General features: G+C 67.8%; 10 protein-coding genes and 1 pseudogene. 3 read left to right on the top strand and 8 right to left on the bottom strand.

Annotated elements, in window-relative coordinates:
* The first annotated feature begins 510 nt into the window (after window positions 1-510).
* Together ACFWPH_RS08655 and ACFWPH_RS08650 are read left to right on the top strand one after the other, a co-directional pair.
* Window positions 511-1416 carry a glycine betaine ABC transporter substrate-binding protein gene (locus tag ACFWPH_RS08655; RefSeq protein ID WP_378748946.1) on the top strand — a complete coding sequence of 302 codons (906 nt, stop codon included), beginning with the start codon at window positions 511-513 and terminating at the stop codon, window positions 1414-1416.
* A 189-nt stretch (window positions 1417-1605) separates the two neighbouring features.
* Entirely contained in the window at window positions 1606-3084 is a 1479-nt protein-coding gene (locus ACFWPH_RS08650) for a DHA2 family efflux MFS transporter permease subunit (RefSeq protein ID WP_378748945.1), read from the top strand.
* Between the two features lie 61 nt (window positions 3085-3145).
* Here ACFWPH_RS08650 and ACFWPH_RS08645 read toward each other — a convergent pair whose 3' ends face one another.
* The 5 genes and pseudogenes from ACFWPH_RS08645 to ACFWPH_RS08625 all read right to left on the bottom strand — a co-directional run bounded on the left by ACFWPH_RS08645 (window position 3146) and on the right by ACFWPH_RS08625 (window position 8405).
* Window positions 3146-4939, bottom strand: a complete 1794-nt coding sequence (locus tag ACFWPH_RS08645) for an AMP-dependent synthetase/ligase (RefSeq protein WP_378749465.1) — start codon at window positions 4937-4939, stop codon at window positions 3146-3148.
* 121 nt (window positions 4940-5060) lie between these two features.
* The gene (locus ACFWPH_RS08640) at window positions 5061-5402 is read right to left on the bottom strand and encodes an alpha/beta hydrolase (RefSeq protein ID WP_378749463.1); all 342 of its coding nucleotides are present in this window, start codon (window positions 5400-5402) and stop codon (window positions 5061-5063) included.
* A 77-nt stretch (window positions 5403-5479) separates the two neighbouring features.
* A pseudogene (locus ACFWPH_RS08635) lies at window positions 5480-5953 on the bottom strand (alpha/beta hydrolase fold domain-containing protein); the annotation flags it as partial.
* 77 nt (window positions 5954-6030) lie between these two features.
* A complete protein-coding gene (locus ACFWPH_RS08630; RefSeq protein WP_378748944.1) occupies window positions 6031-6861 on the bottom strand; it encodes an SDR family NAD(P)-dependent oxidoreductase in 831 nt (276 codons plus the stop codon).
* Entirely contained in the window at window positions 6858-8405 is a 1548-nt protein-coding gene (locus ACFWPH_RS08625; RefSeq protein WP_378748943.1) for a flavin-containing monooxygenase, read from the bottom strand. The genes ACFWPH_RS08630 and ACFWPH_RS08625 overlap by 4 nt, the downstream gene beginning before the upstream one ends.
* 59 nt (window positions 8406-8464) lie before the next feature.
* On the opposite strand from ACFWPH_RS08625, the gene ACFWPH_RS08620 reads away from it, so the two are divergent.
* A complete protein-coding gene (locus ACFWPH_RS08620) occupies window positions 8465-9106 on the top strand; it encodes a TetR/AcrR family transcriptional regulator (RefSeq protein ID WP_378748942.1) in 642 nt (213 codons plus the stop codon).
* Between the two features lie 18 nt (window positions 9107-9124).
* On the opposite strand, the gene ACFWPH_RS08615 is transcribed toward ACFWPH_RS08620, so the two are convergent.
* The 3 genes from ACFWPH_RS08615 to ACFWPH_RS08605 are packed head-to-tail and all read right to left on the bottom strand — an operon-like array spanning window position 9125 to window position 13751.
* Entirely contained in the window at window positions 9125-10885 is a 1761-nt protein-coding gene (locus ACFWPH_RS08615; protein ID WP_378748941.1) for an ABC transporter ATP-binding protein, read from the bottom strand.
* Window positions 10886-10914: 29 nt separating this feature from the next.
* Window positions 10915-12768 (bottom strand): ABC transporter ATP-binding protein, encoded by a 1854-nt coding sequence (locus tag ACFWPH_RS08610; protein WP_378748940.1) that lies wholly within the window; start codon window positions 12766-12768, stop codon window positions 10915-10917.
* Complete coding sequence (locus ACFWPH_RS08605; RefSeq protein ID WP_378748939.1) at window positions 12765-13751, bottom strand: alpha/beta hydrolase; 987 nt, start codon at window positions 13749-13751, stop codon at window positions 12765-12767. The genes ACFWPH_RS08610 and ACFWPH_RS08605 overlap by 4 nt, the downstream gene beginning before the upstream one ends.
* Window positions 13752-13984: the final 233 nt, after the last annotated feature.

The raw sequence follows: 13984 nt of genomic DNA, 5'->3' as shown, positions 1-13984 counted from the left end.
GGTCCCTGCTTTCCGCGCTCGATGCTCGCGGCTGCGCCGCATTGCATCGAGCGCGGAAAGCAGGGACGGGCCAAAACCTCTCAGGGCCTCGTAAGACTCGGCGGCGTTGTTGGTTGCGTGAGGGGCGGGTCGAAACGTTTCGGGGTCTCGCTGGGCTCGGCGGCGTTGTTGGTTGCGTGAGGGCCGGATCGAAAGTTTTCAGGGCTCCGCGGGGCTCGGCTGCACTGTTGGTTGCGTGCGGGGCTCACACGATGTGCGGACCCGGACCTCGTCGAACGAGTCACCGAGATGGCCGGTACTCGGGTACTGAATGAGATTGGCGGCCGCCGCCTTCCCTTGTCCGGGATGACCGGGGAGGCGAGCTGATCCGGGGGCTTGTGCGCGTGTCAGGGGGTCGCGGCAGCGGCGTGGACGGTCGTGGGGGTGCGAGTTGTCGGGAGCGTGGGCGGCGGTAGATTCGGGCTGTCGGGCGCCCGGGATCGGGTGCGGCGGACTGGTTACGGGAAGTGGGTGTCGCGCGCGATGGTGCTGGCCGCGTCGGTGCGTGTGGTGGGGCGGATGCTGGTGCCGGCGCTTGCCGTGCTGGCTGTTTCCTGCGGTTCCGGGGAGGCGGCCGATCCGCTGGTGGTGGGGGCGCAGCAGTCGGCGCAATCGCGGGTGCTGGCCGAGATCTATGCGCAGGCGCTGGCGCGGACGGGGACGGCGGTCCGGGTGGAGCCCGGGGTGGGGGAGCGCCCCGAGATGCTGGCCGCATTGTCGGCGGGGACGGTCGCGGTGGCGGCCGATCACAATGGTGCGTTGCTCGCCGAACTGAATATCGGGGCGGACGCCGAGACGGTTGAGGCCGTTACCGAGGAATTGAACGGTTCGCTGCCTCAGGACACCGTCACCACCGATCCCGCCGACGGCACCGATTTCGAACCCCGGGTACTGATCGCCACCCCCACCGCCGAACAACGCGGAATCGAGTCGGTCGAAGATCTCGCGGAGCAGTGTTCCGGGCTGACCGCGGGGACGGCGGCGGTGCCGGGTCTGCTGGACCTTCCCGCGGTGGCGGCGCGGATATCGGGCTGCGAATTCAGCGCGACCCAGCAGTTCACCGACCCCGCCGAACTGCGGCGCGCCCTGGTCGACGGCCGGATCCAGGTGGCCGTGCTGGGTGGTCCGGCCGAATTCCTGCCCGGCGGCACCGACGGCCTGGCCGTGCTGGCCGACTCGGGTGAGGCGATCCGCGCGCAGAACCCGGTGGCCGTCCTCCGCAAGGGTGTGCTGGACGAGCGGCAGACCGAGAAACTGAACTATGTGGCGGGTGAACTGACCACCGATGAACTCGCCACGCTGGTGCTGCGCGTGCGCGACGAGGCCGCCGATCCGGCGGAACTGGCGCGAACCTGGCTGGACGCGCACGGTCTGTAGGACTGGTTACGATCGGTCCGAAATGCCCGGAATGTTGGTGCGGCCCGCGACGTCGTACATGTAGTCCGGAGTGACACGGCATGAACCGTTGCCGCGTGCCACCGGCCGGTGGCGAGCCGGGTGATGCGGCGCACCGCGACAGATCCATGAGCCGGCGCATCCCGCGCCGCCGGGACAGGAATGGAATCTATGCCCACTCAACGTAATCCGTGGCTGGCCTTGGGGGCGCTGGTCGTCGGATTCTTCATGATCCTGCTCGATGTGACCATCGTGGCAGTCGCGAACCCGGCGATCATGACCGATCTGCACGCCGATATCTCCAGCGTCATCTGGGTGACCAGCGCCTATCTGCTCACCTACGCGGTTCCGCTGCTCATCACGGGACGGCTCGGGGACAGATTCGGCCCCAAGAACATCTATCTGATCGGCCTGACGGTGTTCACCCTCGCCTCGCTGTGGTGCGGGCTGTCGGGCACTATCGAAACCCTGATCGCGGCGCGCGCGGTGCAGGGGCTGGGCGCCGCGCTCATGACACCGCAGACCATGGCGGTGATCACCCGGACCTTCCCGCCGGACGGTCGTGGCGCGGCGATGGGCCTGTGGGGTGCCGTCGCCGGGCTGGCGACCCTGATCGGCCCGATTCTGGGTGGGGTGCTGGTCGACGGTCTCGGCTGGGAATGGATCTTCATCGTCAACGTGCCGGTCGGGATCGTCGCCTTCGTGCTCGCGGTCTGGCTGGTGCCGTCCCTGCCGACCCATGAACACAAATTCGACCTGCTGGGGGTCGTGCTGAGCGCGACCGGCATGTTCCTGCTGGTGTTCGGCATCCAGGAGGGCAACGCCAACGATTGGTCGGCCACCATCTGGTTGATGATCGTTGCGGGGCTCGCGGTGCTGGCTGTTTTCCTGGTGACCCAGGCGCGCGGATCCGGGGAACCGCTGCTCCCGTTGAACCTTTTCCGCGATCGCAATTTCTCGATGTCGAATCTGGCCATCGCGAGTATGGGCGCGGCGACCACTGCCGTGATGGTGCCGATCTACTTCTATCTGCAGGCCGTGCACGGTATGACGCCCACCCGGTCCGCGCTGGTGCTCGCCCCGATGGCGATCCTCTCCGGTGTGGCGGCACCGGTGGTGGGCAAGCTCTCGGGCCGGTGGCATCCACGGCTCATCCCGACCACCGGATTCCTGTTGTTCGCGATAGCAGTCGCCTGGCTGGCTCTGGTGATGCGGAACCCGCACGCGAATATCACCTGGATGGTGCTCGCGGGTGCGGTCGCGGGCCTGTCCAATGCGTTCATCTGGGCGCCGCTGGCCACCACCGCCACCCACAACTTGCCGATCCACCAGGCCGGCGCCGGTGCCGGCGTCTACAACACCACGCGCCAGGTGGGTGCGGTGCTCGGCAGTGCCGCGATCAGCGCGCTGGTGGCGTCCCGGATGAGCGCCCAAGGGCTGGGCGGGGCTCCGGCCGGGGAAGGGATGGGCGCCGGCCAGGTCCCCGAACCTGTACAGCAGTCGTTCAGTACCGCGCTGAGTGAGGCGACGTTCCTGCCCGCGGTGCTGCTGCTGGCCGGTGTGGTGGCCTCCGCCCTGTTCATCCGCCACCCCGCCGCCGGGCCCGCGGGTCCGGCGCAGGCACCGAAGGCGGATTCCCTCACCCGCTGATGTACTGAAACGCGGCCCCGGTGGGCGTACCGTCCACCGGGGCCGCGTTCGTGCCGATCGACTAGCTGTAGATCTTGTCGACTTCGTCGGCGTACTGCTTCATCACCACGGAACGCTTCAGCGACATCTTCGGGGTGAGTTCACCGGTTTCCTGGGTCCAGTCCACGGTGAGGATATTGATCTTCTTGATCTGCTCGGCCTTGGACACCTTCTTGTTGGTATCGGCGACCGCGGTCTCCACCTCGGTGATCAGCATCGGGTTGTTGACCAGCCGCGCGATATCGACATCGGCGGCGACGTTGTTGCGTTCCTTCCAGCCCGGCAGTGCTTCCGGGTCGAGGGTGATCAGCGCGCCGATGAACGGTTTACCGTCGCCGACCACCATCACCTGGCTGATCAGCGGATGGGCACGCAGCGAATCCTCGAGGACGGCGGGGGAGACGTTCTTCCCGCCGGCGGTGACGATGATTTCCTTCTTGCGGCCGGTGATGGTGACGAACCCGTCCGCGTCGATGGCGCCGAGGTCGCCGGTTTTGAACCAGCCGTCCTCGAACGCGTCGGCGGTGGCTTCGTCGTTGCCCCAGTAACCGTCGAACACCACGGAACCGCGCAGCAGCAGCTCGCCGTCCTCGGCGATCTTGGCGGCATGGCCCTCGATCGGGCGGCCGACCGATCCCACGCGGATATGTTCCGGGGTGTTGACCGTGATGGCGGCCGTGGTCTCGGTGAGGCCGTAGCCCTCGTAGATGGTGACGCCGATACCGCGGAAGAAATGGCCCAGCCGGGCGCCGAGGGGGCCGCCGCCGGAGACGGCCGCCTGGCAGTTACCGCCGAGTGCGGCGCGCAGTTTCCCGTAGACGAGCTTGTCGAACAGGGCGCGCTGAGCGCGCAGCCGCAGTCCGGGTTTGCCCTTTTCCAGAGCCTCGCTGTAGGCGATCGCGGTGGCCGCGGCGGCGTCGAAGATCGCGCCCTTGCCTTCATCGTGCGCCTTCTGCTTGGCCCCGTTGTACACCTTCTCGAAAACGCGCGGTACCGACAGCACGAAATCGGGCCGGTGCTCGGCGAACTGCGCGACCAACGTGCTCCAGTCGGAGGTGTGTGCGACGGTGCACCCGGCATCGAACGCGGCCAGTGCCACGGCACGGGCGAAGACATGTGCCAGCGGCAGGAACATCAGCGTCTTCTTACCGGGCGCCAGGAAAGCTGCCATCGCGATCCGGTCGGACCGGGATTCGGCGTACAGATTGGCGTGGGTCAGCATGACCCCCTTGGGCCGGCCGGTCGTGCCCGAGGTGTAGATCAGCGTCGCCGGGGAGGCGGCGGTGACCTGGGCGCGGCGGTCGTGCACGGCCTGGTCGTCGAGTTCGGCGCCGCGTCCGATGAGGGTGTCCAGCGCGGCCGAATCGATCTGCAGGGTTTCGCGTAGTTGCGGCAGTTCGCCCGGATCGATCTCGGCGATCACGCCGCGGTGCTTATCGTTCTCCACGATCAGCAGCGCGGTGGCCGAATCCTGCAGGATCCAGCGGGCCTGCTCGGCCGACGAGCTGTCGTAGATGGCCACGGTGCAGCCACCGGCCGCCCAGATGGCGTAGTCGAGCAGCGCCCATTCGTAGCGGGTGGCGGCCATGATGGCGACCCGGTCGCCCAGTTCGACACCGGAGGCGATCAGCCCCTTCGCCACATCGGTGACCGATTGTGCGAACTCTTCCGCCCGCACATCGCGCCAGCCGCCCCGGCCGTCGGGGACGTTGAACACGACCGCGGCGGGGGATTCCTTCGCGTGCCGGAACACGGCATCGGAATTGTTCGCGTCCTCCGGGATGGTGTAGGAAGCCGGGGCTTCGAACTCGCGCATCATTGCCTTTCCCTGTGTGCTTACTGGTCGGTAATTTACGCCACCGGCGCCGTCCGGTGGCGAGCCACCCGTGAATGCGCAGAGTTCACGTCATGGCCGGGGTTCACGAGTCCTGATCAGTTCATCCTATGTCGCTCGCCGGTTGCTGATCCACGGCGTGCCGCAGAAAGCCGGCCATTTCGCCCAGGACGGTGGCCGCCGGGCCGACCAAGCCGGCCTGTAGCTGGGCGACATGCCAGAGCCCGCGGCTCTCGGTGAACTCCACGCTGACCCCGGCTGCCCGCAACGCGGCGGTGAGGTCGACACACTGCGGATGCAGCAGTTCGTCGATATCGGCCTGGACATACACCGGGGGCAGTCCGGTGAGGACGCCGTGCAGTGGGGCATAGCCCGAATCGTTGCAGTCGCCGCCGCCCAGATAGGCCGCGGCGCACGCCCGCGACCAGGAACCGGGAGAACCCACATGGCATCGGGCGGTGTCTTGACCACGAGGTCGCGCGGGCGTTCGGAGAGCTGGTTCGGATCCACCCACGGGGCGATAAGGCCGAGCGCGGCGGGGGTGTGCCCGTGCCGGGCGATGAGCCGCTGGGCCAGCGCCAGGGAGAGGCCGCCGCCCGCCGAATCACCGGCGATTGCGATCCGGTCCGGCCGGTAGCCGTATTCGGTGACCAGTTCGAGGTAGGCAGCCTCGGCGTCGTCGAGCGCCGCGGGATACGGGTGCTCGGGCGCGAGCCGGTAGTCGATGGCATAGACCGGCAGTCCGGTCGCGGCGGCCAGGCGGCCGTTGAGCGAGCGGTGGGTGGCCAGGGAGCCGACGGTATAACCGCCACCGTGCAGGTAGAGCACGGCGGCGGGGCCGGTCGCCGCGGGCGTACGCGGGGCGAGCCGTTCGGCCGGGCGCCCGCCCAGCCGCAACTTCTCCACCCGCACACCGGCAGGTACCGGCTGCAGCACCGAGGCAGCGTCGATCAGCGCTCGCTGCGCCCGGAACGGTAGCCGGTGATCGAACGACATCCGGTACAGCGGGCCCATGAACGCCCGGATCAACGGCAGTGGGAGGGCGATATCTCGCATATCGGTCTTGCTCCCGGTCAGGGTAGGAAACGGCGTTCGACGGCGACCGCGATGCGCTGGTAACCGGAGGCGGCGGTGCGGACGAACAGATCCAGCAGCTTGGCCTCCCAGCCGATCAGCACTCGCCCGTGGCCCTTGCGCACACCGTCGACAATGGTTTCCGCCGCCATTTCCGGGCTGTGAATGGCGAGATACTTGTCGAATTTCGAGCTGGCGTCCGCGCCGTCGATATCCTCGGTGTAGGTGGCGTTGCGGGCGACCGCGGTCTTGATACCACCGGGATGGACGCAGGTGACCTTGACCGGCGCCTTGTCCACCAGCATTTCCTGGCGCAGCGCCTCGGTGAATCCGCGGACCGCGAATTTGGCCGAGTTGTAGGCGGCCTGGCCGGGGACGGCGATCAGGCCGAACAGGCTGGAAATGTTCACCACGTGCCCGTCACCGGATTCCAGGAGGTAGGGCAGGAACGCCTTGGTCCCGTTCACCACACCCCAGAAATCGACGTCCATGATGCGTTCGATGTCTTTGAAATCGGTTTTCACGATATCGCCGTGATGTGCGATACCGGCGTTGTTGTAGATCTGGTGCACGACACCGAAATGCTGTTTCACCGCATCGGCGTACAGCAGGACGGCCTCGCGTTCGGCGACGTTGAGCCGGTCCGATTTCACCTCGGCGCCCAGCTGTTCGCAGCGGCGCGCGGTTTCGGCCAGGCCCTCGGTATCGATATCGGAGAGCGCCAGCTTCGCACCGCGGCGCGCCAGGTTCACGGCCAGTGCGCGGCCGATACCGGACCCGGCACCGGTGATGACGCAGACCTTGTTGCGGAAATAAGCTTCGTTGCTCACTGTGCAGTCACTACTTTCAGCTCGGGGCGGGCGGGGGCGTCGGCCGCCGTGGTCGTATCGTAGGCGGCCATATCGAATTTCCTTGTGATCCGGCGGAATTCGAAGGTGAAGTCCGGCCACAACGTGGTGTTGTTACCGTGTTTGTCCAGGTACCAGCTGGCGCAGCCACCGGTGCTCCAGACGCTCTTGGCGAGTTTGCGCTGCAGGCCCGCGTTGAAGGTGTCCTGGGCGTCGCGGCGGACCTCGACGGTGCGCAGGTTCCGGTTCTCGAAGGTCGCCAGGGCATCGGCGATGTAGTTGATCTGCGATTCGATCATGTACACCATCGAGGTGTGGCCGAGCCCGACGTTCGGGCCGAGCAGGAAGAACATATTCGGGTAGTTGGCGATCGCCGACCCCTTGTACCCCTGCTGGCCGATCTCGTCGAAGACGTCGGAGAGGCTGCGGCCGTCGCGGCCGAAGATGGTCTGGTAGGTGGGTGAATCGGTGACGTGGAACCCGGTGGCGACCACGATCGCGTCGACCTCCCGCTCGGTGCCGTCCTTCGTCACGATCGAGTTCGAACGGATCTCGGCGATCCCGTCGGTGACCACATCGACATTGTCGCGATCCAGCGCCGGGTAGTACTCATTGGAGATCAGCATGCGTTTGCAGCCGATCCGGAAGTTCGGGGTGACCTTCTTGCGTAGTTCCGGGTCGCGGATCTCCAGCTGTAGTTTGGCCTTGGCCAAGGCTTCGAAACCGCGCATCAGCGCCGGGAATTTCGCCAGGCCGACCACCTGGGTTTCGCGGGCGGCGTAGATACCGGCCCGGGACAGCCGCTGTACGCCGGGAATGTGTTTGAAGGCGAGCCGTTCCGGCAGGGTGTAAGGCCGGTCCAGGCGGGGGAGCAGCCACGGCGCGGTGCGCTGGTAGACGTCGAGGTGGGAGACCTCCCCGGCGATGGCGGGGACGATCTGGATGGCCGAGGCGCCGGTACCGATCACCGCGACCCGTTTGCCGGCGAGGTCGGAATCGTGGTTCCACCGGGCCGAGTGGAAGATCTCGCCGGAGAAGCTGTTGATGCCCTTGATATCGGGCAGATTCGGTTCGCACAGTGCGCCGACAGCGGAGACCACCGTATCGGCGGTGAAATCGCCCTGGCTGGAGGAGATCTCCCAGCGGGCGGTGTCGTTGTTCCAGTGGGCGCTGGTGACATCGCAGTCGAAGACGTGCTTATCGCGCACGTTGTACTTCTCGGCGACGCCCTGGATATAGGACTGGATCTCGCCCTGCCGGGAGAACGAGCGTGACCAGTCCGGGTTCAGCGCGAAGGAGTAGGAGTACAGGTGCGACGGCACATCGCAGGCGGCGCCCGGGTAGGTGTTGTCCCGCCAGGTGCCGCCGACATCGCTGCCGCGTTCCAGCACCAGGAAATCATCCCGGCCCTGCTGGGTCAGCCGGATGGCGAGGCCGAGGCCGGCGAAACCGCTGCCGATGATGATCGTCCGCAGGTGGCGGACCGTCTGGTTGGCGACAGCTTTGTCTGTAACCTTACGACTCATATACTCAGACTAGAGCTCTATTGAGCCGGAGTCAACAGTATTGAGCAGCGTTCAGTAGGATGGACGAAGTGAGTATCAGCCAGGGAGAAACCGCCAAGCGCGTGCGCCTGAGTCCGGACGAGCGACGGGCACAGCTGATCACCCTCGGCGTGAAAATGCTCGGCGAACGGGCAATCGAAGACATCTCGATAAGTGAAATCGCAGCTCGAGCCGGTATTTCCCGCGGTCTGCTGTTTCACTATTTTCCGACGAAACAGGACTTCCAACTAGCAGTAGTGCAACAGGCGAACGCGGAACTGCTGGTGCGGGTCGTACCGGACCCCAGCCTGGGCCTGGCCGATATGCTGCGCGATTCGGTAGGCCGCTATATCGACTACGTCAGCGAGAACCGCACCTCGTACCTGGCGTTACTGCGCGGTCCTACCAGTTCCGACCCCGCCCTGGCGGACATGGTGGCGCAGACCCGGCGAGCGATCGTCGGCATCATCCTCGCCGAGGTGCCACTATCGGATCAGGAACGCGAAGACCCCCGGCTACTGCTGTCGGTCCGGGGCTGGGTCGCCTTCACCGAGGAAACCACCCTGTCCTGGCTGAGCGAGGAAACCATTACCCGAGACGCGCTGATCGACCTGCTGGTGGAGTCGCTGATGGCGCTGTCGACAGCGGTGAACCCGGCGCTGGCCGCCGCCCTCCGTTCCTGATCTGCCGAGTTGTTGCACCTACCGCCCTGCGACCCACACGGTTGCGGGAAGGTGCACGGCGAGTGGCTGCTGTACCCCGGCGCCCGCGGGAACGGCCCAGAAATCCGCATACCGGCCGCCCCGGCGCAGCAGTTCGTCGTGGTTGCCGTCCTCCGCTATGCGCCCGCGATCGAGGAATACGACGCGGTCGGCGCGCTGGACCGTAGCCAACCGGTGCGCTACCAGCACCACCGTCCGGCCTGCCATCAGCCGTTCGATCCCTTCGTGGACCGCTGCCTCGTTCACCGGATCCAGCGCCGAGCTCACCTCGTCGAGCAGCACGATCGGCGCGTCCTTGAGCAGGGCACGGGCGATCGAGACCCGCTGGCGTTCCCCACCGGACAGCAGGGCGCCGCCCTCCCCGACATTCGTGTGCCGGCCGTTCGGGAGCCGGTCGATCACCTCGTCGAGCTGAGCCGCCGACGCCGCCGCCCGGACCTGCGCGTCCGTGGCATCAGGCCGGCCGAGGCGGATGTTCTGCTCGATCGTGCCGTCGAAGAGGTACACGTTCTGGAAGACAAAGGAGATCTGCGATATGAGGTATTCGGTGTCGATGGCGCGGATATCCACGCCGCCCATCCGCACCGCGCCCGCGTCCACGTCGTAGAACCGTGCGATCAGTTGCAGCAGTGTGCTCTTCCCCGCGCCGGAGGGCCCGACGATCGCGAGCCGCTGACCCTGCGGCACCGACAGCGAGAGATCATCGACAACCCGGCGGTCGTCGTGCGCGAAGGACACGGATTCGAACGCGAGGTCGTGGCGTGCCGGGCGGACCGGGTCGGCCGGTTCCGGCAGCGGTGGGGTGCGCAGCAGCGTGTCGAGCCGGGTCAGCTCGGCCCGTGCCGCACGCAACTGCCCGCCGAGTTCGGCGAGAGACAGCAGCGGCTCGGTGCAGCGCGCCGCCAGGACCAGCACCGCGAGCAGTTCCGCCGCGCCGATATCGCCGCCGAGAGCCAAGTATGCGCCCAGGGCCAGTAGCGCGGTGAAGGTGATCTGCACGACGAGCGTCAGGCCCACCACCCCGGTCAGCGCGGACAGGGTGCTGCGCCGGGCGGCGCGTTCCATCCCGCGCAACGCCTCGTCCAGCAACCCGAAACGTTCGGCGGTCCGGCCGCCGGCGCGCAGTACCGGCTGGGCCTGGAGATATTCGACGACCCGCCCGGCGGCCTCCTGATCGCGGGCGTGGCGTTCGGCATCACCGGCGGCCATGGCGCGACCGGACCGGATCTGGATCAGCACCACGATCGGCACGGCGGCCAGAGCGACCAGGCCCAGGCGCCAATCGAAGACGAGCATGACACCGACGACGGTCAGCGGGGTGACGGTGGCCGAGACGAGCGGAGACAGCTGATGGGCGATCACACTCATCGCCTGCAACACCCCGCGGCCGGCGAGCACCGAGATCTCGCCGATCCGATCGGCGGTGTACCAGCCGATGGGTAACCGCGCCAGATGATCGCCCAGCCGGTGATACACGCCGCGCAGCAGCGTGGTGCCGGCGCGGAAGCCGGACAGATCGCTGAGATAGCGCAGCAGCGCGTATCCCGCGACCGCTACTCCGAACGCGAGCAGCGGTGTCCGGGCGGCGGCAGGCTCCGCGCCGAACAGCGCGCGCAGCACCGGAACCAGCAGCGCGTAGGACAATCCTTCCGCGATCGCGGTGATGGTCATCAAGACGATGGTGCGGCGGACCGGGCGGGCGTAGGAATGGCCCAGTACCCGTAACAGCATGCGGATCATCTGAATTCGTGGCGCGGAAACCTGGCCCTTCAAGGCCGGGTGGAGCGCGTCGAGTCCGAGCTCGCCGCGGCCGCGCCGTCCTCCTCTCGACTATCTGTGCCCAGTGATGTGGGGTGGGACCGCCAGAACGCGGCGAATTCGCCACCCGCGGCCAGCAGTTCGGCAGGCCGGCCGGATGCGGCGATCTGCCCGTCGCGCAGCAGCACGACCGTGTCGGCGCCGGCGACCGTCTCCCAGCGGTGGGCTATGACGACGGTCGTCCGGTCGCCGGCCGTGGCGGCCAGCGCGGTGCGGACGGCCTGTTCGGTCTGCGGGTCGGCGAAGGAGGTGGCCTCGTCGAGGACGAGCACGGGAGTGTCGGCGAGCAGAGCGCGGGCGATCGAGACCCGCTGTGCCTCACCGCCGGACAGTCCCGCATCCACGCCGATCACCGAGTCGTAGCCGCGCGGCAGTTCCAGGATCCGGTCGTGGATATTCGCCAGCCGGGCCGCCCGGATCACCGCGGCACGGTCGGCATCGGGGACCGCGAGCGCAATGTTCTCGGCGACCGAGGCGCGCAGCAGCCGCACGTCCTGGAAAACGAACGACACCGTGCGGTAGAGATCGCGGTCGGCGATCTCGCGCAGATCCACACCGCCCACCCGGACCGATCCGGCCACCGGGTCGAAGAATCGGGGCAGCAACTGCACCAGCGTGGATTTGCCGCCGCCGGACGGTCCGGCGATCGCGGTGACGGTGCCCGGTTCCAACGTCAGGTCGATACCGCGTAACACCTCGTGCCCGGCGTCGTAACCGAACCGCACATCACGTAGTTCCACGCGATATCCCCGAGGCGTCACCGGGTGGGCCGGTTGCGGGAGCGGCGGTTCGGCGAGCACGTACCCGATGCGGCCCACCGCGCGCCGGGCCGTCTGCATATCGTCGAAGCCGTGGCCCAGGGCCGCCACGGGCGCCGTCAGACCCAGTCCGAGCAGCAGGAACGGTAATAGATCGGCAGGTGCCATACCCCCGTTCGCGATCAGCGCCGCCCCGCCGATCAGCACCACCAGCAGCACGAACGGCGGCGACGTCGCCACCTGCATGGCGGCGCCGACCGGCGCCAGGCCCCGCACCATCCGCAGGAAGATATCGGCGAACTCGTCGGCGGCGGTGCGGAAACGGCGATGTGCGCGCCCGGATTCACCGAACGCCTTCACCACCGCGATCCCCTGCACGAACTCCACCACCGAATCCGCGATCCGTCCCATAGCCGCGTCGAAGGCCCGCTGTTCGCGGAGCCGGGCCGGGGTCATCATGAGTGGCACCAGCGCAAGCGCGAGTGCCACCGGGATCAGGGTGATCAGGGTGAGCCGCCAGTCGACGGTGAACAGGTAGATCAGCGAGACCAGCGGCACCACGAACGCCGAGACGAGCTCGCCGGGGGTATGCGCGATGAACGGGTGTACGGCGCTCACGTCCTCGCCGACCACTTTGGCCAGCTCACCGGTCCGGCGGCGGGAGAACCAGCCGAGCGGCACCCGGCCCAGCCGCTCGGCGAGGAGGCGGCGGAACGCCAGTTGCACCCGGGTGTCGACCAGATGCCCGATTCCGGTCGCCGCGCCGGTGAACAGGAGTTGCGCGAACAAACCGAGTGCACCTGCGAAGACCACAAACCAGATATGTCCCTCGTCGAGCGGGCCGGGCGACAACAGGGTGCGCCCCAGTTCGACGACCGCCAGCAGCGGTGCGAGACCCGCTACCGCGCCGGCGATCTGCAATACGACCACCGCGGAGAAACTGCGCAGGTGAGCGCGGAGTACACCGGCGATGTTGTGGCGCGCCGAGGTATCCGCCGCCGCGGGCACGGATTGCCTCGCCGGCTCGGCGATTTCCGCGGTGGTCATCGCCGCACCTTCTTTACCGCTGTGATCGAGCGTCCCCCACCAGCCGGCGGGCCGGCGAGCCGATTGCGGAGGTGCTCGACTATTTCGGCGCGAGCCGCCCGGGCGGCCGGGACCGCGCCCGGCATGCTCAGGAAGGCATGTGTCGCTTCGGGATACCGGGTCAACGTCACCACGGCTCCGGCGCAGCGTAGACGGTCGGCGTAGGCCGCGGACTGGTCCTCGAGCGGGTCCAGACCCGCGGCGAGGATATGCGTCGGCGCGGCCCCCTTCAGTCCCTCGCTGTACATCGGGGAGATCGTCCGGCGATCGAAGGATCCGGGTACCGCGAGGCGCGGGAGCGCGCGGCATTCGGCCGGTGACGCTGTCGGACTGTCTGCGTTCTCGCTGAACGAGGGGTACTCGAATGCGCGGTCGGTCCAGTCGAGCAGGGGGTTGATCAGGATCTGTGCGCGCAGTCGGGGGCCCAGCTCTGCGGACCGGATCGCAACGAGGGCCGCCAGCGTGGCGCCGGCGCTGGACCCGAGCAATGCGATCCGGTGCCGGTCCGCACCCCAGCCGGCAGCGAGCTCGGCCAGCCGGGGGACGGCGTCGTAGGCGTCCTGGACCGGCGCAGGCACCGGGTGTTCGGGTGCCAGCCGGTAGTCGAGCGAGACCACCACGGCCGGACAGTGCGCGGCCAGATGAGCGAGCAGCCAATCGTCCTGATCCGCGGCACCGCTGATTAGACCGCCACCGTGGAAGGCGATCACCAGCGGCAGTGGTGGACCTTGCCGCGCGGGCCGGTACACCCGGACGTTCAGCCGTCGCCCGGGGAGATCGAGGGTGCCGCCGGCGATCCGGGTCGCGCGATCAGGCCGGCCGGTGAGGGGGCGCAGCAGCACCGACCCGCGCAAGCGATCCTGCGCCGCGCGGAATTCGATGAACTGCTCCGGGGTGACCGAATCCCAGTCCGGGGCCGGCCGCAGCTTGGTGACGATACGCATTCGCAGTGGAACTCTGCCTCGCATGGTTATGCCTTTCGTGCCGAACCGGATCGGTCCCCCGCGGGGTCGATCGCGGAGTACCTCGATGGTGGCGCCGGCCGGATGGCTCGCGCTTCCGGCGGCGGGAGGCACTGTCTACGTGAATTCGCGTACCAGCGGCCCGGCCGGCTACTGCCCCTGTCGTAGTCCCGCGAGCCAGGTAGGACCCGCAGCGCAACGTGGGCCGGGTGGGA

The sequence above is a fragment of the Nocardia sp. NPDC058499 genome, from assembly GCF_042719915.1.
GTDB lineage: Bacteria > Actinomycetota > Actinomycetes > Mycobacteriales > Mycobacteriaceae > Nocardia.
Note: the sequence above shows the minus strand (reverse complement) of the source record. Positions and strands in the feature narration are given on the sequence as shown.